Raw genomic sequence first — 23,712 nt, 5'->3', positions numbered from 1 at the left:
CCTTCTTGGTCGTCTTGTTATTCTGCGGGAACGCTTTGAACGTCGCCGCTGTCTCGGGCCGCGTCGATCAGGGCACGGCGCGCGACGGCGTAATTGTCTTCGCCTCCGGCGCGTTTGGCACGACGGTCGTCCAGAATGCGCTCGACCGCGTCCAGGCGTCCGGCGCGCAGGCCAGAATCGATGGTAATGCGTTCAAATACATCACGTTGCGCGTGGCTGCCACCGGCCAGTTGCATCGATCCACGCGCCGTCAGCAGGTGATCGAAGGCGGTGCCATAATGGCCGTCTCCGAAGGCTTCCAATCCCATGGCTGCTGAAACACCCGGATCAGCCATACGACGGGTGGCGTCATCATTGGCTTGGGCGGCATCACGGTTCATCCGGCTCAGCATCTTGGCGGTGGAATCGGCGCGGTTATCGCCCGTCAAGGCCAGCAGGTAATGCAGGTCCGCAAAGATCAGGCAGCCATCTTCGGTGCGCGCAGCACTCAGATCAGCCAGTTCTTCCCAGCGGTTTCCAACATTTACGCCCTCAAGCTCAAGCCGAGACAACAGCGAGGTTGCATTCGAAATGTCGCGGTAGTCGTCGGTTTTATCCTTGCGGATATGGGCGTCATACAGCTCCATCACCTGATCGACCTGGCCCAGATCAAGATGCATCAGGGCTTTGTGCCACCAGACGTGATAGCGGAAATTGTTACAGTGCGCCCAGGCGTCTTCGCGTCCGGCCAACCAATCCAGACCCAGCTGTGCGTTGCCGGTCATCTCATGAACATGGGCCACCGCGTGCAGACCCCACGCATCATCCGAAACCATCCACAACGCCTGACGGCCAGCGATCTCGGCTTTTTCGTAGGCACCAGTTTCCTCCAGCGCAAAGGAGTGGCAGCCCAACAGATAACCCCGACCGGGATGGTCGGGATCATAGGATGGCATCACGCGTTCAATCGACCGGCGCATCCCATCGGCATCACCCAGTACGAATCGTGTCGCATGGCTCAGTTTCATCGCCAATGTGTCCTGCGGGTGTTCGCGCAGAATGGCTTCGAATTTCTGAACCGCCTGCGTCTGTTGGCCTGTCAGAAACAGCGCCAACGAGTCTACGTACAGCTGCTCTCGGGCCGAAATCGGTTGCCGCTCGGACGCGGCATTGGCCGCAGCCAGAGCCTCTACCGCGACCGCCATCATCTCGCGCCGACCCAGCAGAGCCATGAACAGACCTTTGACCGCATGACCCAGCGCAAAGTCGGGCTCAAGCTCAAGCACCTTGCCCAGATGTTGGGGCGTGACTGCCGCATGCGCCATGAACCCAAGCAGAACACCATTCCATGCATCCACAGCCGCTGGCTGCGTCAGGGTGTTCATCTGTCCAAAAACGTCTTGTTTCATACTTTGGTCCAATCTGATTGCGGTACTTCACACTGTTCGATGTAACAGAGTGTGAGGGAGGGGCGTAACAGTATCGACCCTGCTCTCGAATTGGTGAAATGCCGTGTGCGAAAAAGGCGAAAAAAACCGCCGATTCAAGAGCATGTTTCAGCGAGTTGCTGCCTAAATGTGCAAGTATTTCAATCTTCGAAAGGGTTTTCGGCGCTCAGAACCGCCTGAGTATCCGCCCCGCAGACCGGTGGCGCGCTGCGATATGTTACAGGCGTACGAGACAAGTTGAGTGGATTCCCGATCAGGTTGACCTGACCAGGTTGGGCTTGCATTGCGATCTGCATCTGCCGCGCGGCCACCTGTTCAGTATCAAAGACCTGATCAAGCGTCTGAACCGGACCAACAGGAACTTTGACGGCTTCAAATCCAGAAATAACGGCCTGTGTGCTCAACGTTTTAACCGCAGGACGAAGAACCGCGTTCAGCGCATCTCGATTTTCCAAACGGGCTGGATTGGTTGCAAATCTGGGGTCGTCTGCCAGTTCTGCTCTTTCGATAAAGCTGCAGAGTTTTCTGAACTGACCGTCATTTCCAACCGCGAGAATGACGTGCCCGTCAGCGGTTTCATAGACGTCGTAGGGTACGATATTCGGGTGCCCGTTGCCGCGCCGCTGCGGGACATCGCCTGAAGTCAGATAATTTACGCCTTCATTGATCAGCCACGCGATCTGAGCATCCACCAAAGCCAGATCAATCTGCTGCCCTTCGCCAGTCAGGTCGCGGTGACGTAGTGCGGCAAGGATGCCGACGGTTGCGTACATACCACACATCACATCTGCGATTCCGACGCCAACTTTCATGGGCGCACCTTCCGGATCGCCGGTCAGTGACATGATCCCACCATAGCCCTGTGCCATCAGATCGTAGCCGGGCTTGCTGGAATTGGGGCCTGTCTGTCCGTAGCCCGATATTGAGCAGTAGACCAAATCGGGAAACTCTTGCGACAGGGTGGCGTAGTCGAGACCGTATTTCGCCAGCCCGCCGGGCTTGAAATTTTCGATAAGTATATCCGCATGTGACGCCAGCCGCCGAATTTCCGCCTGGCCTTCGGCTTTGGCGATATCCAGAGCGACGGATTTCTTGTTGCGGTTGGCTGACATGAAATACGCACTTAGGTCCGAGCGGTTGCCCTGGGCATCTGTCACATAGGGTGGACCCCATTGTCTTGTGTCGTCGCCGCCTGTGGCGGGGTTTTCGATCTTGATGACGGTTGCGCCCAGATCGCCAAGCAACTGCGTGCATGTGGGCCCTGCCAGAATCCGGCTAAGATCCAGAACCTTGACGCCGTTCAGGGGGCCTTCAGATGCGGCCATCATAACCTCCGCGCTCAATTTCAGCAGCAATGACGGTAAATGTCTCGGCCTTTACAGCAGCTTCCAACGCTGCGCGCAACTCTGCCCTGTTGCGAACGGTTTGGCCATTCCCACCAAAGGCTCGGCCCATGGCCGCGAAATCATGGTGGCCAAAGTCCACGCCCTTGTTGCCCATTTGTCTTTGACGCTGTTTCAGTTCGATCAGAGCAAGGCTTGCATCCACAAAGACCAAAAAGATCGGGTTGCCTCCCATTTCGGCGGCGGTCGACAATTCACCAGCCACCATCAGAAAACCGGCATCGCCTGAGAAGCTGATGACCGGGCGTTGAGGTTCGGCCAGTTTCAGGCCGATGGCCATCGGAACCGCGCAGCCCATAGTACACAGCGCCGAAGACTGGATCAGCCCGCGCTCTTCACTGCACCCCCACATCTGACTCAGCAAAATACGATGTGCGCCGCTATCTGCGGTTGCCAGAGTTTCAGGGGGCAAAACCGCCCGGGTTTCAGCAATGACTGCCGCCGGTCCCCAGGATTCGTCATTTGGGAAAGCCTCTGCCAAAGCAGTTTTGACCTGTGAGGGCTCGCCATTTGGCCAAGTTGTACGGGCGGGGTTGCCTTTGGCGATGGCTTCCAGCGTTTCGCCTGTATCGGCAACAAGGTTTAGACCCGCCTGATGCATGTAATGATCGTTCACCACGGCAGAGATGTCGATGACGCGCTTGGTTTCGGGATCCCAAATCTCGCGCCAACCGGGCCGCATTTCGATCGGGTCATAGCCCAGGCACAGCACCAAATCGGATTGTTCGACCAGCGGCACCAGATGTTTGTCCGCCAAAGGAGACAGGCCCGCACCGCCCAGACACAGGGGGTGATCCTCGGGCACCACGCCTTTGGCTTTGTAGGTCGTCACGAAGGGAATGCCAAAATGTTCCAAAAACGCCTGCACCACACTGCGCGAGTCATCATAGAGGACATCCAGACCGATGATGGCAATTGGGCGCTCGGCCTCGGCCACCCATCGGCGGGCCTTTTCCAGACACTCCCCCCCCGGGCTTACTGGCGCGACCTTGGCAAGACGGCGGCGTTTCACACCGATCACTGGCGTTTCAGCAACCGAGATAGGTACATCAACATGAACCGGGCCGGGGCGCGGCTGCATGGCCAGCGATACCGCCTTGTCGGCCACCACGTCCGCGCCGTTGGCGGTCAGCGTGAAGGTACCCTTGGTGATCGAGCGGTATACTTGGGCGTGGTCCATGACCTGATGCGTGTAGGTCAGGGCCTCATCTGCGTCGACACATCCGGTCAGAACGATCATGGGCACGCGGTCCTGTAGCGCATTTGCAACGACGTTGATACCGTTCATCGCTCCCGGACCAAGTGTGGCCACCAATATCGCAGGTGCGCCATCGCGGTGATGCACCGCCTCTGCCATAAACCCGGCAGAATTTTCATGCTTGGTCAGATGGAAGGTGATGCCTGCCTTCTCTAGTGCGTCCACCAGCGTAAGAACCTCACCCCCTGGCATCCCAAATGCGTGGCGGCACCCCGCTTCGTACAGTCGTTGGGCCAGAAGATCCGCAGCGCGGGGCGAAGAGTCCTGCATCAGTCATGCTCCGAAATAACCGTTTCAAAGCAGATTGCGGAGGACGCCCACAGACGCAAGCCGGTTCACGCCAGTGTGACTATTTGACTGCGTCTTCGGCGACAGATTGAAACTTTGTGTCAAGTTCTGCGGAAATGTCCAGCAAGGCTTGCCCACCTTCCGATGCGTATGGGGCAAAAACAAAGCTGGGAGTTTTGTAGGACAGAGTGGCAGAGCCGTCCTCGTTTTCGGTGACATAAAAGCGGATGGGCGCTTCGATCATCGCATGGGTCGAGGTTTCAAGCACCCGCACTGCATAGTCATTGTTAAAGGCCCCGATCACCCGGTTGCCCGGAATGGTGATCCCGCGCGCAGCCGCCGCCTTGGTGGGGCCAGCCTGAGTTACGACGATCAACCCGTTTTCCTTGATGGCGGCTTTGGTGGCATCGACCAGTTCGGCATAGGGCTTGTCTGATGGGTGTACGACCCAACCCTTGGGTATGTCTTGTGCCCAGACGGGCAAAGCGATCAGGCAGAACAGGGGTATGAGCGCTTTCATCATCACGTCTCCGAAAACTTGCTGAATCATGTGTGCCAGACTTGGCCGTGTAGCGCAGTCACAAACCCGTGTTCGGCTCGCGCTTTTATGCGGCGCGCTTCTTTAACAGGTAGATATCCATGATCCAGCCGTGATCGGCGCGGGCTTTGGCTCGGGTGTCCAGAATCCGCTGCGCGACCTGATCCAGCGGACCGCTGATCAGCAGCTCTTCTTTCATACCCACATACGCGCCCCACCAGATGTCGAATTCCGCCATCTCAAGGGATTGGAACGAGCATTCTCCATCTAACATAACCGCTACTTTTGAGCCGGTTGCGGGCCACCCTTCATCCCGAATGCGGCGGCCTGTTGTGACGACATAAGGCGCACCCAGATCATTGATCGGGATCGCGTGGGCCGCAGTCAGCGCATGCAAGGCAGTAATGCCGGGGATCACTTTCGTGTTGGGTTTGGGGTCCAGCCGCGACGCGATGCGCAGCGAACTGTCATAAAGCGACGGATCTCCCCAAATCAGCAAGGCCACATGTTGTGCCGTTGGGTGGGTATCCATAGCCTCTTGCCAGCGCAGGGCAATGGCATCGTGCCATTCGTCAACTCCGCGCAAATAGCCATCGTCAGCGCGGCGTTTGGGGATATCGAAGTAAGCGATCTGGGGCGCGGTATCGGTTACTTCGGCAATGATTTCCTCGCGCAGCCCGGCCAGATCGGCTTTGTTCTCCCCTTTTCGCGGAATCAGAATCAAGTCCGCCGCCCGGATCGCCTTCGCCCCTTGAAAGGTCACATGATCGGGGTTTCCCGTGCCGATGCCGATCAGGCTTAGGTCAATCATCTACGAACTCCGCCAGTGGGCCATACAGGATCAGCGCCGGAGCTTTGCCAATCTCGGACTTCAACTGATCCGCCAACGCGCCGATGGTAGCGCGCCGGAGCTTTTGATCCGGGGTCGACACGGATTCAGCCATCAACGCCGGAGTGTCCAGTGGCAGGCCATGAGCATTCAACGCTTGAACCAGCAGCGGGAAGGTGCGCTTGCCCATGAACACAACGGTGGTGGCCTGAGGGTCAGCCAAAGCAGTCAGGTTCAGATCGTCCGGCAGTTCGCCGCTGACGTCATGACCGGTGACAAACTGTACCCGCCGTGCGGTCAGACGGCGTGTCAGCGGAATACCGGCTGCAGCCGCCGCCGCAATGGCTGAGGGGATGCCAGGAATGATCTCATAGGCAATACCTGCTTCACGCAGGGCCACAAGCTCTTCTTCCAGACGCCCGAACATCCCGCCATCGCCGGACTTCAGCCGCACAACGTGCTGGCCGGTCTGGGCATAATCCACCAACAACCGGCTGACGTGGTCCTGTTTGGGCGAGGGGCGTCCAGCCCGTTTGCCGACCCCCACAAGATCCGCATCCTCGCGCGCGTGGCTCAGAATGGGCCCGCTGCTCAGGTCATCAAACAGCACGGCATCCGCTTTCTGCATCCGGTCCACGGCCTTCAGTGTCAGCAGTTCAGGGTCTCCGGGGCCCGAACCGATGAAAGAGACAAAGCCGCTCATGCCGAGGCCTCTGCGATCAGGTGAAAGAACGTGCCGGTGACATTGCCGCGCACCGAGCCTGTCTGCGGGCCTTCTGCGCCTTCTGCATCAAACACACGCGCAAGCGGGGCATCAGGTTGCTCCACAATCGAAGAATAGTGGAATTCGTGCCCGCGCAGTGCAGCGCCTTCAGCAAAACCGGGCATCTGTGCCAGCAATTCAGCCTTGCGGTACCCAAGGTTGAATTTTCGCTTCTGGTAAGAGGTCACAAGCCCAAGTAAGCCTGCCATTTCATGCTGCACGCCATCCTTGTCGATCAGCGCTGTCCCAAGCGCCATATAGCCCCCGCATTCCCCATGAACCGGCTTGGTCTCGGCATGCTTGCGCAGACCCGTCAGGAACGTGTTCGCTGCGGCCAAGGTTCCGGCGTGCAACTCAGGGTATCCACCGGGCAACCAGATCAGATCGGCATCCGTCGCCGGGGCTTCATCGGCCAGTGGCGAGAAAGGCAGGATTTCGGCCCCAGCCGCGCGCCAGCCTTCCAACAGGTGCGGATAGGTGAACGAAAAGGCCGCATCCCGAGCCAGCGCAATCCGCTGAGCAGGTGGGCGCGGCAGCGCGGCTGACGATGGCCCGCCGGGGCCTGAGGAAGCCGCCCGCTTGATCGCCTCAAGATCAACATGTTCGCGCAGAAACGCAGCATAGCCGACGATTGCGCTTTCCAGATCCGGATGCTCAACCGCCTGAATCAGACCTAGATGCCGTTCCGGCAATGTCAGATCTCCGCGACGGGGCAGCACGCCCAGTACCGGCAATCCTGCGCGTTCCATGCCCAGTCGGGTCAAACGCTCGTGCCGGGGGCTGGCGCAGCGGTTCAGGATCACTCCGGCAAAAGGCAGATCGGGATTGTACAACTTGAATCCTAACGCCGTCGCTGCCGCCGATTGCGCCTGACCGCCGACGTCCAGAACCAGCACCACCGGCCATCCCATCCGCGCAGCGGTTTCAGCACTTGACCCGTGGCCCAGCTCTCCGGGCTTGGCGACACCGTCGAACAGCCCCATCGAACCTTCGGCCACAACGATATCCGCACCTTCGGCCTGCGCTGAAATTGCGCTCAGCAAAGGATCACCCATCGCCCAGCTGTCCAGGTTGAACGAGGCTCGTCCCGCTGCCGCCCGATGGAACGCAGGATCAATGTAATCGGGTCCGCTTTTGAACGGTTGCACGGTCAGACCATCCTCGGCCAAAGCCCGCAACAGGCCCAGCATCACCGTTGTCTTGCCGGTGCCGGAGGACGGCGCTGAAATCAGAACGCCGGGGGGGTTAGTCATCGCCGTGGCTCCAGCTGGACCAAGGGCTTTCTGCGCTTTGCGGGCGATAGCGGCGGTCGTAATCTTTTGAATACAGGCAGCTTTCGTCAAAGCCTTCGCCCGCCAGCGCCGGACCGACCATAATCAATGCAGTGCGCGAGATTTTCTCGTCCAGCGCGTCTTTCAGCGTCTCCAGCGTTGCTCGAATGATCTGCTCATCCGGCCAGCTGGCGCGGTAAACTACGGCTACCGGGCAATCTGCCCCATAGGCCGGTGTCAGATCGGCGATGACCTTGTCCAGATTGCCGATCGACAGGTGAATAGCCAGCGTCGCCCCTGTGCGCGCGAAGTTTTCCAAGGTTTCGCCTTCGGGCATCGAGGATGCTCGTCCCGGTGTTCGGGTCAGCACCACGGATTGCGCCAGACCCGGCAACGTCAGTTCCGTACCCAGCGCAGCAGCGGCAGCGGCAAACGAAGGCACGCCCGGTGTGACGCTGACCGGGATGCCCATCTCTTTCAAGCGGCGGATTTGCTCACCCATAGCCGACCAGACCGACAGATCACCGGAATGAAGGCGCGCCACATCCTGACCCGCTTTATGGGCCGCGTCGATCTCGGCCATGATCTGATCCAGATCCATCGGCGCTGTGTTGATGATCTTTGCGCCCTCGGGGCAGTGGCTCAGGATCTCTTCCGGCACCAGAGACCCAGCGTAAAGGCACACAGGACAGGATGCGATGATATCGCGCCCGCGCAGTGTCAACAGGTCGGCGGCGCCCGGTCCGGCGCCGATGAAATGAACGGTCATGTTTGTCCTCCGATGGCTATGGCGCAGGTCGCCAGCCGGTCGTCTGAAATCTGTCTGGGTGAGAGCAACCGCGCGCCCGAGCCAACAAGCTTTCCGGCGGCAGCCAATGCGGATGCTTCGGCCACGCTTCCGGTGCCATAGGTGGCCCGGCTACGGGTCGAGCAAGTGAGCGTGCGTTGCCCGGCCAGATCAGCTGCGGCAACGAAATGCACGGGCAGAGACACCTCTTCTGCAAAGGATGTCAGTGCTGAATGGCCTTCCTTGTCGGCGACAGTCGCTAAGGCTGCCACATCATGGTTCGCAGTCGCCGCGTCAAACGCTTCACGCAAGCTGTCGGCTGTCGCAGAAGAGGAGAAACCGAGGCCAGCAACGATCATAGCGTCACGCTCCACTGCACCACCGGATAGGCGGATTTCCAGCCGCGCCTTGGTCCCAGCGGGGCTGATTGTGCAAGTTCTATCCGAAGCAGGTCACCGCCCAAGTCTTCGTGCCAACGTGCCAGCAGGGCCTCGCTTTCCAATGTGACCGCATTGGCGACAAGACGTGTGTCTTTGGGAAGCGCATCGCGCAGCCACGCCAGCAGATTGGCGCTCAACCCTCCGCCGATGAAAACGGCATCCGGCAGGTCGACACCGGACAGCGCTTCTGGTGCGGTTCCGTGTACTACATTCAATCGATCCTGCCCCAACGTATCTGCATTTCGGCGGATACGCTCGGCCCGGTCAGCACGGGGCTCGAAACACGTTGCGGAAAGGGTCGGATCACACATCAGCCATTCGATGCTTATTGAACCCGTGCCGCCGCCGATATCCCACAGATGTTCGCCCCGTTGCGGGGCAAGCGCTGAAAGGGTCAGCGCTCGGATGGGGCGTTTGGTGATTTGACCGTCGGTTTCAAAGATGTCATCGGGTTTGCCAGACGCTTTGGACAGGGCCGGACCTGAGCCAGTGACGTCCAGGCCAACGCAGACGGGATGGTCGAACGTGCCAAGAAGGGCCTCGGTCAGAGTGACGGTTTTGGAGCTTTCGCGCGGACCGCCCAAAGCCTGCATAACGTGCAGAGAAGAATCTGCAAAACCGGTTTCAGTCAAATATGTTGCTAGTTCCGCCACAGCCTTTCCGTCGCGCAGCAACAGAATCGCGCGCAGACCCGGGGCCAGATGGGGCCGCAAACGGGTCAGCGGCGCGGCGTGCAGGCCAAAGGTCAAAGTACTTTCCAAGGGCCAGCCGAGCCGTGCAGCGGCCAGCGAAAAGGTGGATTGGCCGGGCAGGGCGGTCCATTCACCGGCATCGAAATTGCGAGCAATGACCGAGCCCGCGCCAAACCAGAACGGATCGCCCGAAGCCAGAACAACGGTCTGTTTCCCGCGCAAACCTTGCAGGATCGGCAAGCCATCCGAAAACGGCACCGGCCATTCAATGCGTTCCGCCCAGGTTTCGGGCACCAGCGACAGGTGGCGCGGTGGCCCCATGATCACTTCGGCCCGGTCCAGCACTTGACGGCTTGTTGGCGACAGGCCATCAAGCCCATCTTCGCCCAATCCCAGAACGGTCAGCCACGGAGCATCAGACATGACTAATCTCCTGATCCCCAATGTGTTGCTTCTGGGCGGTACGACCGAGGCCAACGCCTTGGCTAAAACCTTTGTGGAACAACGAATTACGGCTGTCTATTCCTACGCAGGACGGGTGGAAACGCCACGCCCGCAGCCTTTGCCAGTCCGTGTTGGCGGTTACGGCGGCTCGGAAGGTTTGGCGGATTTCATCCGCGACAACGCCATCACTCATGTCGTGGACGCAACCCATCCGTTTGCGGCCCAGATGAGCCGAAACGCGATCGAGGCGTGTTGGGCAACGCAGATGCCCCTGGCCGCGCTGACCCGCGCGGCGTGGACGCCGCAGACCGGCGATAACTGGCATCACGTCCCTGATATCGCGGCGGCTGTCGATGCACTGTCCGGGGACGCACAGCGGGTTTTCCTGGCCGTTGGCCGCATGCATCTTGAGGATTTTGCCGCCCAGCCCCAGCACAATTATCTGCTGCGTCTGGTGGATGACCCCGACAGCTTGCCCCTGCCGAATGCCGAAGTTGTCGTTGCCAGAGGGCCCTTTACCGAAGCCGACGATCGCGCGCTGATGCAGCGCCATGGGACGCAGCTTGTCGTCTCCAAGAACGCGGGAGGCACCGGCGCGCGGGCCAAGCTGGATGCGGCGCGCGCGCTGGGCTTGCCCGTGTTGATGATCGACCGCCCGGTTCTGCCGCAACGGACCGAGCTTACGACTGTCGCACAGGTTCTGGACTGGCTGTCTCATCCCTGATCCTTATCAGGGGTAAAACGTGGGGTGTAGACGATTGGTGTGCCTTTGCGCTCGATCACGCGGGTGCGGGACGAACCCACAATGACCACTGTCTGCATATCCGCCATCTCGGGCGTGGCTTCGGCAAGCGTCGAAATTCGGATCGCCTCGTCTGACCGCGAAACCGCGCGAGCGAACATAATCAGGCGCTCGGGCTCGCATTCGTCACGCAGGATTTCCAATGTCTTTACAAAGCCTTCCGGACGAGACTTTGAGCGTGGATTGTAGAAGGCCATCGAGAAATCGGCCTGTGCCGCCAGACGCAGACGCTTTTCGATTAATGACCACGGTTTCAGATTGTCGCTGAGGTTTATGGCACAGAAATCATGTCCCATGGGCGCACCCGCCCGCGCAGATGCGGCCAACATTGCGGTGATGCCCGGCAGTACATCGATCTGAAGTTCGCGCCATTCAGACGGGCCGCTCTCCAGCGCCTCAAAGACGGCTGCGGCCATGGCAAACACACCGGGGTCGCCTGAGGATACGACGACAACTTTTTTGCCCTCGGCAGCCATTTGCAATGCGTGTTGCGAGCGGTCGATTTCGACCCGGTTGTCGCTTGCGTGCAAGGTCAGGCCAGGGCGTTCGGTCACACGCGCGACGTACGGGATGTAACCTACCACATCGGTGGCCTCAGCCAGCGCCGCAGTGACTTCTGGTGTCACCAATGCCTCGTCGCCCGGCCCCAGCCCTGCAATCTTGACCCAACCGCTCATGGCCGCCGTCCCTGACCATGCACCACGATGATCGAGAAATACGGGGTGATCTTTTCGCATGCCTCCGACAGTTTTGTCACCGTTTGGTTCGGCATCTGTGCGTATTCGACGATCCACGCCCGGTCATAGAGGCCTGAGGTTTTCAAAGCCCGCTTCACCTTCTCGATGTTCCGCCCGATCTTCATCACAACGAGCGCATCAGTTTGCGCCATACGCTCGGCCAAAGTGTCTTCCGGCAAGGTGCCAACCAGCACGGTCAACACGTCATCACCCCATGTGATCGGGTCACCTGTCGCGGTCCACGCACCGGACATGCCGGTGATTGCAGGCACAACCTCAACCGGAGTTTCATTGCGCAACCGGTTGTAAAGATGCATGAAAGAGCCATAGAAGAACGGATCGCCCTCGCACAGAACCACAACGTCTTCGCCCTGTTCGGACAGTGTTTTCAGATGGGCAGTGCAATCCTCGTAGAATGCGGCCAGCAACTCATTGTAACGCGGGTCCGTGACGGGGATCTCGGTGGTTACGGGGTATTCCATCGGAAATTCCACCGCACCTTCAGGGATCATGCCGTTGACGATCTTGCGGGCCTGACCGCTGCGGCCCGGCTTGCGGAAAAAGGCCACATGCTTGGCATTGCGCAACAGACGATCTGCCCGGACGCTCATCAGATCCGGGTCGCCGGGGCCAAGACCCACGCCGTATATGGTGCCCATGCTCATTCTGCCCGGCTTGCGATGGCGTTGACGGCTGCCACGGTGATGGCACTGCCGCCCAGACGACCTTTGACAATGCAGGACGGCACCGGTTGTGCCTCCCACAGCGCATCCTTGGATTCCATTGCGCCGACAAAGCCCACGGGGCAGCCAATGATCGCGGCAGGGCGCGGGCAGTCGGGGTCTTCCAACATGTTCAGAAGGTGGAACAGGGCCGTTGGCGCGTTGCCGATGGCGACCAATGCCCCGTCCAGATGCGGACGCCACAGTTCCAGCGCGGCAGCAGAGCGGGTGTTGCTCATCTCGGCGGCCAAAGGGCGCACGCGTTCGTCATGCAGGGTGCAGATCACTTCGTTATCGGCGGGCAGGCGGAAACGGGTCACACCTTCGCTGACCATACGAGCATCACACAGGATCGGTGCGCCATTTTCCAACGCCGTGCGGGCATCCGTCACAAAACCAGGCGAGAAATGAATGAACTCTTCCAGCCCGACCATACCCGCAGCGTGGATCATCCGGACGGCGACCTGCTCTTCATCGGCATCAAAACGGGCCAGATCAGCCTCGGACCGGATGGTGGCAAAGCTTTCCTTGTAGATCGCCGCGCCATCGGTTTCGTATGTGTAGGGCATCAGGTGAAGTCCATAGTCATGAGTGTTTCGGGGTCGAGCCCGCGCTGGCAGGGCTCATCCCCTGCGCGGCCCTGTTTTACAAGATCAAATCGTCCGTTTGCGCCCACCAATGTGATGTCGGCAGGCCCCATCCGGGCACAGCCCTTGGCACATCCCGAGACATGCAGTCGTCCGGGTATGCGCGCGGCCAAGGCGCGGGCGATGTCGCGGGTTTCCACCTGCGCCTGTGGGCAGAACGGTGCGCCGGGGCAGGCGTCGGTGGTCATCAGCGGGTCAGAGGCATCCGTGACAAACTTTGTTGCGGGTATCGCCGCCCCGCCTTCCAGTAAGATCAGCCGCCACGGCGTGACACGCAGGGCAGTCGCGCCGCCGTCGTCAATCAGATCATAAAGCTTGCGCGCAGGCAGCGATCCAAAAGCTGCACCATACAGCGCGCCCAGATCACATGGGCCAGGTTGCAGTTTTGAGCCGACGGGGCCCGGCGCATGTCCTTGCCATTCCTGCGGCAACGCGTCGATGACCCGCGCCATGCGGCGAGTTTCGGAAGTGTATATCTTTGAAAACCACATGGCTAACGCGATCATATGATCAATGGCGTCGGCCTCGGTCACAGGTCGCCCAGTTTCGCAGCCATCGGCGCGCAGGATCAGGCCGTCAACGCCCGTTTCCAGACGAATATCCGCTGAATCCGCGTTCAAAAGCCGCGCGGGTCCGGTGTCGATGGCAAAGCCGAACTTGGCGGGCAGGGCAGGCAACTCTGCCAACCGGTCGATCAGTTCCTGGGTGAGGCGCGCAGTCAAATCACCAGCCTGATACAGCGGTGTGACCAGAATATTGCGTCGCACCTCGATGCCGGGTTCCGCATCCAGAAGGTTCAGCGCTGCAAGCTCCTTAAGCAGCGGCTGATGGTCATAGTCCTCCACGCCCCGCAATTGAAGATTGGCACGGTTGGTCAAGTCGATCGACCCGTTGCCAAACCGATCTGCAAGGTCGCACAGACCCAGCGCCTGATCCGCTGTCAGTCGTGCAAGCCGGGGCCGGACCCGCACGACCAATCCGTCACCAGACATCATTGGACGATGGGCACCGGGGCACCAACCCTGCACGATAGGAGCGCTCATGTCAGGCCCTCCAGATCCGCCCGGATCGAGTTTCGACGGGTGTTCCAAAGCCCGGCCTCAAGCAACGCGCGGAACCGGTCCTGCATTGCTTGATGGGCCAGGGGATTGGCCTCTTGCAGGAAGGTGTCCACTTCTTCGTTGCCCAAAGTGGCATCGTGGTAAAGATCGAACAGATGTGGTGCGACCGTCCCGGACAGATGGGCGAAGGATGCCATGTGATCCAGCGTCGCCGCGATTTCAGCTGCGCCCCTGAAGCCATGCCGTTGCATCCCTGCGATCCAGTTGGGATTTGCGGCGCGAGCGTGAACGACACGGCTGATCTCTTCCGGCAGGGTTCGGGCGCGGGGGATTTCGGGGTTTGTGTTGTCCAGATGGTAAAGCTGCACGCTACCACCGGTGATTTTCTTGGCTGCCGCAAATCCGGCCTCATGCGTAGCGTAGTCATTGGCCAGCAGCAGATCGGTTTCGGTCAGATCCTGCAGGTGAACAAAGCTGTCAGCATTGGCCACGCGCTGGGTGATACCGTCTTTGTCCTGTGCGATGTGTTCGCCTTCCAGCGCGAAAGAACTGGCTTCCAGCCAAGCCTCGCCCGCCTGGACGCGCGCTTCGTCGGTGTAGACTTCGGACAATTGGGTCATGTTGACGCCATAACTGCCGGGCGCCGGGCCGTAGACGCGGGCCGTAGGGGCCAAGCCTGCATAGGGGTTCCAGTCCGGCGCTTCGTCGCGCGCAGACAGCGCACGAACGGCCTGACCGTACAGCGCCGAAAGGGTCGGGAACACATCACGGAACAGGCCCGACACGCGCAACGTCACGTCCAGTCGCGGGCGACTGAGATCCGTGATCGGAAGCACCTCGATGCCAGATACACGCTCTGAACCTTTGTCCCAAACAGGCTTTACACCCAGAAGATGCAGCGCCATGGCGAATTCTTCGCCCGCAGTACGCATGGTGGCTGAGCCCCACAGGTCAACAATCAGCCCTTTGGGGTAATCGCCTTCTTCTTGCAGATGACGGCGCACAAGCTCTTCAGCCAGTTTGACGCCCTGCGCATATGCTGCGCGGGTTGGGACCGAGCGTGGGTCGGTTGTATAAAGGTTCCGCCCTGTCGGCAGCACGTCCGACCGCCCACGATAGGGAGAGCCGGATGGGCCAGCCTCGATCCTTTTGCCCCCGAGCGCGTCGATCAGAGCACTTCGTTCGGCATGGGCCGAAGCCGTTGGGTCGAGATTGCCTGTCACTTCGGGCACGCGGCCAAAGATATGTAGCCCGTCGCCGAATTGGCTTTCCTTGATGTCACAGACAAAACGGTCGATCCGGGTGATCGCCTCGGCTGTGCAGGTGGCTTGATCGAGCCCAAGATCGTTTTCCAGCCCGATGGCCTGCGCTTCGTCCCGAATATCTTCTTGCAAACGGTCGCGGCGCTTGGGGTCTAACCCGTCTGCGTTCGAGAACTCATCCAGCAGCGACTCCAACCGCACCATCCGGTCCGGCGTCCCGCTTTCCTTCATCGGCGGTGGGATATGGCCCAGCGTGACGGCCCCGATCCGACGCTTGGCCTGCGCGGCTTCGCCGGGGTCATTGACGATAAAGGGGTAGATCACTGGCAGGTCGCGGATCAGCGCTTCGGGCCAGCAATCAGCAGACAGTGCAACGGACTTCCCGGGCAACCATTCCAATGTGCCATGCGCACCAATATGGATCAGCGCGTCCGCACCAAGACCTTTGCGCAGCCACAAATAAAAGGCGACATAGCTGTGACGGGGCGTGCGCGAAAGGTCGTGATAATCGTCATCGCGCAGTTCCGGTGTTCCGCGTTCGGGTTGCAGCGCGACCAGAGCTTGGCCCCGGCGTAGAGCTGTAAAGTGAAACGCGCCATCTGCAAAGGCCGGATCGTCTTCGCATTTGCCCCAAACCGTTCGAAGGTCGGTTCGCAATTGCTCGGGCAGATAGGTCAGCGCTTGCAAGTACTCGTCCAGCGGCCATGAAATCCGAGCGTCCAAAAGAGTCTCGGCAATCGGTTCTGCTGGCGCGGTGTCATAACCTTCGTTCTGGAGATCGGACAGCATCGCCTCGGCGGATGCCAGCGCGTCCAGACCCACCGCATGGGCCATCTGCCAGTCTTTCCCGGGGTAGGTCGACAGCACAAGCGCCGGGATCTGATCCGTCTTTGGTTTGTCGTTCAGGCGCAGCCAGCCTGATACCCGGTCGATAATGGCTTCGATCCGTTCGGCCTCGGCCCGATGGGCAAAGCGGGAGTATTCCAGATGAGGATCGCGTTTGCCCGGTTCTTTGAACGAGGCGATGCCCGCCGAAATTCGTCCGTCTACCTCAGGCAAGACAACATGCATGGCAAGGTCGGCAGGCGAGAGACCGCGTTCCGCCTCAGCCCAGGCTTTGCGGCGCGAGGTGGCCAGAGCGACCTGAAACACCGGCACATTGGCGGCATCCAGCGGAGACGTGCCCGACGCGCCTTTGCCCGAAAAGGACGTTGCGTTGATGATGGCAGCGGGGGTCAACGCCCCAAGCGTCTCGCGCAACCAATCGGCAGCAGTTGGCGCTTTGAGCGAAGGTGCGAACAGGCCCACTGCCGCAAATCCGCGCGCACGCAAACTGCGGATCAGAGCTGCGACTGGGGCAGTGTCGGCCGACGTCAGATATGCGCGGTAAAACGTGACGACGATACGTTTTGCGTCGCCTTCGAACGCGGTATCCGTTGGGATTACACCGCGATCCGGGCACCATGCGCCGCATTCAGGCAGGGTCTTTGCGCCCATCACCGGCCCGGCATAAAGCCCTGCTGCCAAGGCCATCTGGGCCAATGCGGCTTGCGCTGCGACCTCACCACCGGTGTCACACAGATGGGCCAAACGGCGCAGCGTTGAAACGGGCAGGGTAGAGTAGTCATCCAGCCGCGTATCCTCTCGCCCGTCCGCGGGCAGAACGGCAAGCGCGATGCCCTTAGCATGCGCCAGCGCCAGAACCTGTTGCAAGCCGTAGGACCAGTAAGGCACGCCGCCAATCAGGCGGATCAGAATGCCCTTGGCGCCGTCCAACGTCTGCTCGACATAGGTGTCGACGGACAGAGGGTGTTTGAGCGCGGTCAAATTGGCCAATCGAAGCGTCGGCATTCGCCCCTCGGTTCCGCCGCCACGATGCCAGCCCGCCGCGAAAGCGCCGAGGTCGCTGTCCGAGAAGGACAAAACAACCAGATCCGCCGGGCTTTGGCCCAGATCGGTTGGGGTCTCGGTTTCCTCGAGCCCGTGGCTTTCGCGGAAGACGACGTGCATGGTTTACTCGGCAGCCTCGGTGACGCCCGCGAGGATCGCGTGGATTTCGGCCTCTTTGATGTCGTCATGCTCGGCGATAACAACCAGACGCGAACGGCGCTCTTCCTCTGGTCCCCATGGGCGGTCATATTGGTGACGGACGCGTGCGCCCACAGCCTGAACCAGCAGGCGCATGGGTTTGCCCTGTACTGCCGCATAACCTTTGACCCGCAGGATGTTCAGCTCGGTCGCCAGACGTTCGATCTTGGCGACCAGATCAGCTGGATCGGTTTGTTCCGGCAACTCGACGATGGTGCTTTCGAAATCGTCATGCTCGTGATCGTGGTGACCGTCGTGGTGCGACGGACGCGCATCCATGTCGTCCTCGGCTGCGGCTTCCAGACCCAGTACAACGCGGACATCCACAACGCCCTCGGCGACTTCGACAACAGGCAGGTGGCGAGGGGCTTCGGCGGCGATCACTTCTTTGGCCTTGGCCACACCTTCGGGCCCTGCAAGATCAGGCTTGGTCAGAAGGATAATGTCGGCGCACGAGATCTGATCTTCGAACACTTCGGACAGCGGCGTTTCGTGATCGATCGAGTCGTCGGCGAGGCGCTGGGCATCGACAGCTTCGACATTCGGGGCAAAGCGACCGGCGGCGACGGCCTCGGCATCGGCCAGAGCGATCACGCCATCGACAGTGATCTTTGAGCGGATATCCGGCCAGTCGAACGCCTTCAACAACGGTTTTGGCAGGGCGAGGCCAGAGGTTTCGATCAGGATATGCTCGGGGCGCGGTTCCAGCGCCATCAGCGCCTCGATGGTCGGGATGAAGTCATCCGCGACGGTGCAGCAGATGCAACCGTTTGCCAACTCCATGATGTTTTCCGCAGGGCAATCCGGGATGGCGCAGGATTTCAGGATATCGCCATCCACGCCCACATCGCCAAACTCGTTGACGACGACGGCCAGACGTTTGCCCTGAGGGTTCTGCATCAGGTGTTTGACCAGCGTTGTTTTTCCCGAGCCCAGAAAGCCGGTGATCACGGTGACGGGAAGTTTTTCGAGATTCGACATGTCAGGCTCCAATCGGGGGAATGCGCGAGGCGCAGTTTTTGCGGAAATGTTCAGGGCGCTCGCGCCATTTCACCAGGCCATCTTCGGTGGCCAGATACTTGGTTGCGCCGTCGACGATTACATCGACATGGTCTAATTCGTTCAGGTTCTCGTAAACGAAGGTCCAGCGATCGGGACCACCACGCAGCACGATAGAACAGCCCTGATCGCAGTTCGAAAGGCATTCGACAGGTTTCAGGGTGATGCCTTCAGGCAGTTCGGCTTGTTCCAATGCCTGGTGCAGCAAAGTGCCGGGGCGTTGCGCATCGTCTTCGATGGGCAGCCCGCGGCGGCAGGTCGTGCAGACCAGCAGTTCGACCGGTGTGGTCTCAGTCATGTCTCTCATCCCCCCAAATCCTCTTCGCGGGGGACGGGGTTTCAAGCGGGCCACGTGTTGCAACATGGACCCGATACCGGAACACCCCGCCCGGTTTCAACTTCGGGTGCTGGCAGGTCTCCCGGCTTGCGGATGTCAGAGGCCCGGTACGTCAGGGTCCTCTGTCGGATGTCCCGCCTTCCCGGCCTTGGCCAGTGGCATTGGGCACCCTCTCCGGTCACGGTCGCGGGGGCGGCTGCGTTTGGCGGAAGATCCGTTGACGCATTCCCTTTTCATCGGCTCTTGCCGACACCAACGAATGGGTCATGCGGCACCGCTGGCCCGCTTGTCAAGCGCGTTGCGCGTAACATCAGGGTGTGGGTGTGAAAAGCGACCTGTGGTTGTCGTTGGGCGGCATGAATGGTCAGATAAATCCGTGATCGCATGACGGGTACAAGCCAGCAGGGAGAGGCGACATATGAAAGTAGGATTCATCGGGTTGGGAAACGTTGGCGGCAAGCTTTCGGGTTCCTTGCTGCGAAACGGGATTGATCTGATAGTGCATGATCTGAACGCGGATCTGGTGGGCGAGTTCGTCGCCCTTGGCGCAAAGGCAGCCGAAGGTCCGGCACAGTTGATGCGCGATTGCGATGCCGTCATCACCTGCTTGCCATCGCCTGCGGCATCAGATGCGGTCATGCAAGAGATGCTGCCCGAAGTGGGCCCCGGCAAAATCTGGATGGAGATGTCGACAACCGATGAGGCCGAAGTCAAGCGTTTGGGGGCCGAGGTGATCGAACGCGGAGGCGCGGCAGTGGACTGCCCGGTTTCGGGCGGGTGCCACCGGGCGGCCACCGGCAATATCTCGATCTTCGCGGGATGTGATCGTGCGACTTTTGAGCGAATTCTGCCGTTTCTGACCACCATGGGGCGGCGTGTTTTGCACACTGGTGAATTGGGCTCTGCCTCGGTTTTGAAGGTGATGACCAACTATCTGGCCACGGCCAACCTGATCACCTGCGCCGAAGCGCTGGTCACGGCAAAGGCTGCCGGGATGGATCTGAACACAACATACGAGGCGATAAAAATCTCGTCCGGTACGTCCTTTGTGCATGAAACGGAAAGTCAGGTCATCCTGAACGGATCGCGCGATATTTCTTTCACTATGGACTTGGTGAAAAAGGACATTGGTCTGTTTCAAGAGGTCGCTGACCGCGCCGGGGTGCCTCTGGAAATGAACCCGGTCATGATCAAGATTTTTGAAGATGGCATTGCCCGGTATGGGGATCGCGAGCTGTCGCCGAATATCATCAAACGACTGGAAGAGGCGACAGGCCTGGACATCACAGCCCCCGGTTTCCCGCCGGAGATGGAAGATGATGAACCGGAAGAGCCAGGGTACGAGGTTGTTCCGCAAGGGCGAGGTCCGGCGTAAAGGTCCAGCCTGGGCTTTCCAGTGAGGTGTCATTGGCAGTCGGGGTTGGTCAGCCCATAAATCCGGCCCCGATTGCTACGCTAGTACAGGACGTTGATCATCACCAACGAAACGATCAGGAACAAAGCAGTCATAATGCCGCCCGAGCGTACGAAATCCATGACCTTGTATCCGGCCGGACCCATGATCAGTGCGTTGACCTGATGGGTCGGGATGATGAAGCTGTTCGAGGTTGATATGGCGACTGTGAGTGCAAAGACTGCTGGGTTGCCTCCTGCAGCCACGGCAATTGATACGGCCAGTGGTACGAGCAGAACGGTGGCGCCAACGTTCGACATGACCAATGAAAACGCTGTTGCCAGAACGGCAATGCCTGCTTGAAGCGACCAAAGTGGCCAGCCGTCAAGAATGACCATGATTTGCTGTGCGATCCATGCAGCTGTGCCGGTGTTCTGCACGGCCTGTCCCAAAGGTATGAGGCAGGCGAGCAGGAAGACGGTGTTCCATCCAACGGCACGATAGGCCTCATCCACGCTAAGCACGCGGGTCAACATCATTCCGGCTGCCCCGGTCAGAAGACACAGCGAAAGGCGCACGTCCGTGAACAGGATTAGGGACAATGAAATGGCAAAAAAGGCAAGGGCCCACCCGACCTTCTGCGGCCTCAGTTCATCCTGTGGAAAATCGGTTGTCACCACAACGAAATCGGGATCGCGCGTGATCCGCATAAGGTTGTCCCAACGGGTATGCGCAACAAGCATGTCCCCGGCATGGAACTTTTCAAGCCCTATCTGAGTGGATTCGTGATCTTCAGTCTCAACGTGGCTGAGCGTTTCTTCCCCTCGGTGAATGGCAAGCAGCGACATGCCATAAGTCTTGCGGAACAAAAGCTCACGCGGGCATTTCCCGATCAGTTTGCTGTCCGGGGTGATAACCACTTCGGCCACGCCGGCATTGGTGGGGGCGAACTCTTCAACAAAAATGTCCAGATCAGGAAGAACGGTCAAACCGTATTTCGTGGCAAATTCCTGAACCTCAGAACGTCGTCCGACAATAGCCAGCCGACAAGGGGCCGCGATTTCTGCGGTCAGAACCTGAACCATCGAGGTTTTACCGCGATAGAAAGTTGAAATGATGTACAGGTGGCTCTCGTGGTTGATATCGGCAAGAATTTTTCCCACCAGCGGGCTTTCCGCGGGCACAACAACTTCGAATACATCTGCCTTTAGCCCGTAGACCCTCTGCAAATACTCCTGTGTGCCCTGACCGGTGCCAGTGTTGTCTTCCCCTTCCGCTTCGGGAAGAACCCAGCGCCCCAGCAACAGAAAATACCCGATGCCGGTCAGGATCAATACCGCACCGATCGGCGTTACCGAGAACAATCCGAACGGTTGCATTTTCTGAGAGTCCGGCAATCCGTCATTTGCTGTCTGGATCAGATCATTAAGCAAGATCAGCGGTGAAGACCCCACCATCGTCATCGTGCCGCCCAGAATCGCACAGAACCCCATCGGCATAAGCAGGCGCGACAGAGGTATTCCAGATCGCGAGGATATCCGGCTGACAACCGGCAGAAACAATGCGGCCGCGCCCACGTTCTGCATGAAAGACGAAATGACGCCAACGGTTCCGGATATGATCGGCAGAACCCGGTTTTCCGACTTGCCGCCATATTTCAAAATAGCAGCCGCAACCTTGTTCATGATGCCAGTTTTGTCCAGTCCAGCGCCAACAATCATGACCGCAATGATCGAGATAACTGCGTTTGACGCGAATCCATCAAACAGACGCGGCACATCCGCCAGATTCTCAAGGCCGGGCGCGTAGCTTAGCAAGCCGACAAGAACCAAAACCAATATTGCGGAAAGATCAATTCTGACGATCTCGGACACAAACAGGAAAACAGTGAAAGCGAGAAGGGCGCAAACGACCCCCATCTCGAAGGTAAATGCTATGTATTCCACAATTCGTCCAGATATTTTGGCTTCTCTTGCATTAGTCCTTAGTCCATTCCGTTCGCGTTGTCATGAAATTTCGTTTTAGACCGAATGAGGGACATAATACTTCGCACTGGGTTGGGTGTGTTTGGTGGCGATGACTGTCTTCTTCGAATGCGCGGCAACACGCTACCAGACCCGATATCTCAGCTTCTGACATGTGCTATAGGGTCGAACGGCTTCAGGCTGGATGGCCCGGAATGCTCTCTATAAAGCCCGATCATAAACGCCACCCGAAGGTGCTATATGTGCCAGTTGACTTCAAAGTGACGTTGGTGTCAGGCTTTCACAACACGAACTCGGGCAAAGACTTGATAGTTAAGGTAGTTTGACATCTCACGGCACTGTTATCTGCATATTGGCGCGCCTAAGACTGGAACGACGTCAATTCAAACACTTCTTCTGGACAATAGAGATTGGTTTAATCACCACGGGCTGTTCGTTCCGAGTGCAGGGCAGAACACGAATGGCGCACACCACCAGCTTGTGCGTGCGATATCTGGATTGCCAGCGCGGACAGATTTGTCCGGGTTAATTCAAAGCCTAACCGCAGAGATAACGGGCGCAGGCTTCCCAGATCTCCTAATTTCTTCAGAGACAATGTTTGTGATTATGCGCGAACCGCTTTGCTTGGAACGAATTAAGAACTATTTTGAGGATTTGGGTTATAGAATAACATGTATTCTTTTTTTGCGTCACCCTGCCACTGGATTAGACTCGGCGTATTCGCAAATGGTTTCCGCCTTTCAACGCTTTGATAGTTTCCGCGAATTTGCAGATCGACGGTCTTTGCAATTTACTAGACTGCCCTTATGGGGCTCATTCAATAGGTTTCCTGAAATCGAAGTGAGAGTGCTGCCTTACACTAGGGAAGTGAAGTGTGAAGGAGTCGCAAAACGTTTTTTGCAAGAGCTGGGAATCACGGACTTTGGCGCGGCGGCATCCGAGCAGCGTCTTAATGTCGGCGCCGGGCCGAGAGAGGTACACTTTAAGAAATGGGTGCGATTCAATTGCGCTGAAGCAGGAGATACGATTTCTCAGCTGCAAAGAGCGAAACTGATCGAGCTTACAAAAGGTTTGGATTTTAAAGATACTGAGCGTTATCGAGGTCTAACGCCAAGCGTGCTTGAGAACTTTCTCCAAAAGACCGAACAAGCAATCAAACAGGGGCGTGATGCACGTTGGATTGGCGCTTGGGAGCAATTGAAAGAAGACAATGTGGAACAGCTTCTTCCCGCCAATGATCCAGACCTGTTTTCAGATCCTCACTTGAAAAAGATACATGATCCAGAATTGGAGGACCGCTTGCTACAGGCTTGGACGATGGCGAGCCAGGTTAAGGAGCCTGATGGTCAAAAAAAACTTCGTGCGAACACCATAATAGAAGCAATGCGTGAAATGGGCTCTCAAATTTAGACAGGCCCGGCAATTCAAGTCTAAGCTTGGGATGGGGCGTGTATTTGGAATCACCTGCCTTAGTCATTG

20 protein-coding genes, 1 pseudogene and 1 riboswitch are annotated in these 23,712 nt (G+C 58.8%); of the genes and pseudogenes, 3 read left to right on the top strand and 18 right to left on the bottom strand.

Translation table 11 applies throughout. The features are described 5' to 3' along the window. Positions 1–17: 17 nt before the first annotated feature. The 10 genes from GOV85_RS09890 to cbiE form a co-directional block, all read right to left on the bottom strand. Entirely contained in the window at positions 18–1,388 is a 1,371-nt protein-coding gene (locus GOV85_RS09890) for a tetratricopeptide repeat protein (protein WP_171177511.1), read from the bottom strand. Between the two features lie 179 nt (positions 1,389–1,567). After that, positions 1,568–2,752 (bottom strand): CaiB/BaiF CoA-transferase family protein, encoded by a 1,185-nt coding sequence (locus tag GOV85_RS09885; protein ID WP_171177509.1) that lies wholly within the window; start codon positions 2,750–2,752, stop codon positions 1,568–1,570. Then, positions 2,739–4,358, bottom strand: coding sequence for a thiamine pyrophosphate-binding protein (locus tag GOV85_RS09880; protein ID WP_171177507.1), 1,620 nt, complete (start codon positions 4,356–4,358; stop codon positions 2,739–2,741). The genes GOV85_RS09885 and GOV85_RS09880 overlap by 14 nt, the downstream gene beginning before the upstream one ends. A gap of 79 nt (positions 4,359–4,437) precedes the next feature. Then, positions 4,438–4,926 carry a DUF302 domain-containing protein gene (locus tag GOV85_RS09875; protein WP_371810785.1) on the bottom strand — a complete coding sequence of 163 codons (489 nt, stop codon included), beginning with the start codon at positions 4,924–4,926 and terminating at the stop codon, positions 4,438–4,440. A 55-nt stretch (positions 4,927–4,981) separates the two neighbouring features. Further along, positions 4,982–5,725 carry a precorrin-6A synthase (deacetylating) gene (cobF, locus tag GOV85_RS09870; RefSeq protein WP_171177505.1) on the bottom strand — a complete coding sequence of 248 codons (744 nt, stop codon included), beginning with the start codon at positions 5,723–5,725 and terminating at the stop codon, positions 4,982–4,984. Then, positions 5,718–6,446 (bottom strand): uroporphyrinogen-III C-methyltransferase, encoded by a 729-nt coding sequence (cobA, locus tag GOV85_RS09865; RefSeq protein ID WP_171177503.1) that lies wholly within the window; start codon positions 6,444–6,446, stop codon positions 5,718–5,720. The genes cobF and cobA overlap by 8 nt, the downstream gene beginning before the upstream one ends. Further along, positions 6,443–7,759 (bottom strand): cobyrinate a,c-diamide synthase, encoded by a 1,317-nt coding sequence (locus tag GOV85_RS09860; protein ID WP_171177501.1) that lies wholly within the window; start codon positions 7,757–7,759, stop codon positions 6,443–6,445. The genes cobA and GOV85_RS09860 overlap by 4 nt, the downstream gene beginning before the upstream one ends. Next, a complete protein-coding gene (gene cobM / locus GOV85_RS09855; protein WP_171177499.1) occupies positions 7,752–8,546 on the bottom strand; it encodes a precorrin-4 C(11)-methyltransferase in 795 nt (264 codons plus the stop codon). The genes GOV85_RS09860 and cobM overlap by 8 nt, the downstream gene beginning before the upstream one ends. Continuing rightward, complete coding sequence (locus GOV85_RS09850) at positions 8,543–8,923, bottom strand: cobalamin biosynthesis protein (RefSeq protein WP_171177497.1); 381 nt, start codon at positions 8,921–8,923, stop codon at positions 8,543–8,545. Before GOV85_RS09850 ends, cobM begins: the two co-directional genes overlap by 4 nt. Continuing rightward, on the bottom strand, positions 8,920–10,119 hold the full coding sequence (cbiE, locus tag GOV85_RS09845; protein ID WP_171177495.1) for a precorrin-6y C5,15-methyltransferase (decarboxylating) subunit CbiE: 1,200 nt from the start codon (positions 10,117–10,119) through the stop codon (positions 8,920–8,922). Before cbiE ends, GOV85_RS09850 begins: the two co-directional genes overlap by 4 nt. On the opposite strand from cbiE, the gene GOV85_RS09840 reads away from it, so the two are divergent. After that, on the top strand, positions 10,118–10,864 hold the full coding sequence (locus tag GOV85_RS09840) for a cobalt-precorrin-6A reductase (protein WP_171177492.1): 747 nt from the start codon (positions 10,118–10,120) through the stop codon (positions 10,862–10,864). The genes cbiE and GOV85_RS09840 overlap by 2 nt on opposite strands. On the opposite strand, the gene cobJ is transcribed toward GOV85_RS09840, so the two are convergent. Genes cobJ through GOV85_RS09805 form a run of 7 tightly spaced genes read right to left on the bottom strand, consistent with a single transcriptional unit; the run spans position 10,855 to position 18,816 of the window. Beyond that, positions 10,855–11,619: a precorrin-3B C(17)-methyltransferase gene (gene cobJ, locus GOV85_RS09835; RefSeq protein WP_171177490.1), complete on the bottom strand. Its 765-nt coding sequence runs from the start codon at positions 11,617–11,619 to the stop codon at positions 10,855–10,857. The genes GOV85_RS09840 and cobJ overlap by 10 nt on opposite strands. Further along, on the bottom strand, positions 11,616–12,344 hold the full coding sequence (locus tag GOV85_RS09830) for a precorrin-2 C(20)-methyltransferase (RefSeq protein WP_171177488.1): 729 nt from the start codon (positions 12,342–12,344) through the stop codon (positions 11,616–11,618). The genes cobJ and GOV85_RS09830 overlap by 4 nt, the downstream gene beginning before the upstream one ends. Then, positions 12,341–12,970, bottom strand: coding sequence for a precorrin-8X methylmutase (locus tag GOV85_RS09825; RefSeq protein WP_171177486.1), 630 nt, complete (start codon positions 12,968–12,970; stop codon positions 12,341–12,343). Before GOV85_RS09825 ends, GOV85_RS09830 begins: the two co-directional genes overlap by 4 nt. Continuing rightward, positions 12,970–14,091: a cobalamin biosynthesis protein CobG gene (locus tag GOV85_RS09820; protein ID WP_171177484.1), complete on the bottom strand. Its 1,122-nt coding sequence runs from the start codon at positions 14,089–14,091 to the stop codon at positions 12,970–12,972. The genes GOV85_RS09825 and GOV85_RS09820 overlap by 1 nt, the downstream gene beginning before the upstream one ends. Then, entirely contained in the window at positions 14,088–17,381 is a 3,294-nt protein-coding gene (cobN, locus tag GOV85_RS09815; RefSeq protein WP_171177481.1) for a cobaltochelatase subunit CobN, read from the bottom strand. The genes GOV85_RS09820 and cobN overlap by 4 nt, the downstream gene beginning before the upstream one ends. A gap of 3 nt (positions 17,382–17,384) precedes the next feature. Next, on the bottom strand, positions 17,385–18,440 hold the full coding sequence (cobW, locus tag GOV85_RS09810) for a cobalamin biosynthesis protein CobW (protein ID WP_171177479.1): 1,056 nt from the start codon (positions 18,438–18,440) through the stop codon (positions 17,385–17,387). Between the two features lies 1 nt (position 18,441). After that, positions 18,442–18,816 (bottom strand): DUF1636 domain-containing protein, encoded by a 375-nt coding sequence (locus GOV85_RS09805; RefSeq protein WP_171177477.1) that lies wholly within the window; start codon positions 18,814–18,816, stop codon positions 18,442–18,444. A gap of 93 nt (positions 18,817–18,909) precedes the next feature. After that, positions 18,910–19,127, bottom strand: a riboswitch (cobalamin riboswitch). A 125-nt stretch (positions 19,128–19,252) separates the two neighbouring features. On the opposite strand from GOV85_RS09805, the pseudogene GOV85_RS09800 reads away from it, so the two are divergent. Continuing rightward, a pseudogene (locus GOV85_RS09800) lies at positions 19,253–20,230 on the top strand (NAD(P)-dependent oxidoreductase); the annotation flags it as partial. Positions 20,231–20,310: 80 nt separating this feature from the next. Here the strand turns inward: GOV85_RS09800 and GOV85_RS09795 are convergent. Further along, positions 20,311–22,167 (bottom strand): SLC13 family permease, encoded by a 1,857-nt coding sequence (locus GOV85_RS09795; RefSeq protein ID WP_171178075.1) that lies wholly within the window; start codon positions 22,165–22,167, stop codon positions 20,311–20,313. A 660-nt stretch (positions 22,168–22,827) separates the two neighbouring features. Here GOV85_RS09795 and GOV85_RS09790 point away from each other — a divergent pair. Then, the gene (locus tag GOV85_RS09790) at positions 22,828–23,643 is read left to right on the top strand and encodes a hypothetical protein (protein ID WP_171177473.1); all 816 of its coding nucleotides are present in this window, start codon (positions 22,828–22,830) and stop codon (positions 23,641–23,643) included. Positions 23,644–23,712 lie beyond the last annotated feature (69 nt).

Source organism: Ruegeria sp. HKCCA4633, assembly GCF_013034605.1.
In the GTDB taxonomy this organism is placed as follows: domain Bacteria; phylum Pseudomonadota; class Alphaproteobacteria; order Rhodobacterales; family Rhodobacteraceae; genus Ruegeria.
Note: the sequence above shows the minus strand (reverse complement) of the source record. Positions and strands in the feature narration are given on the sequence as shown.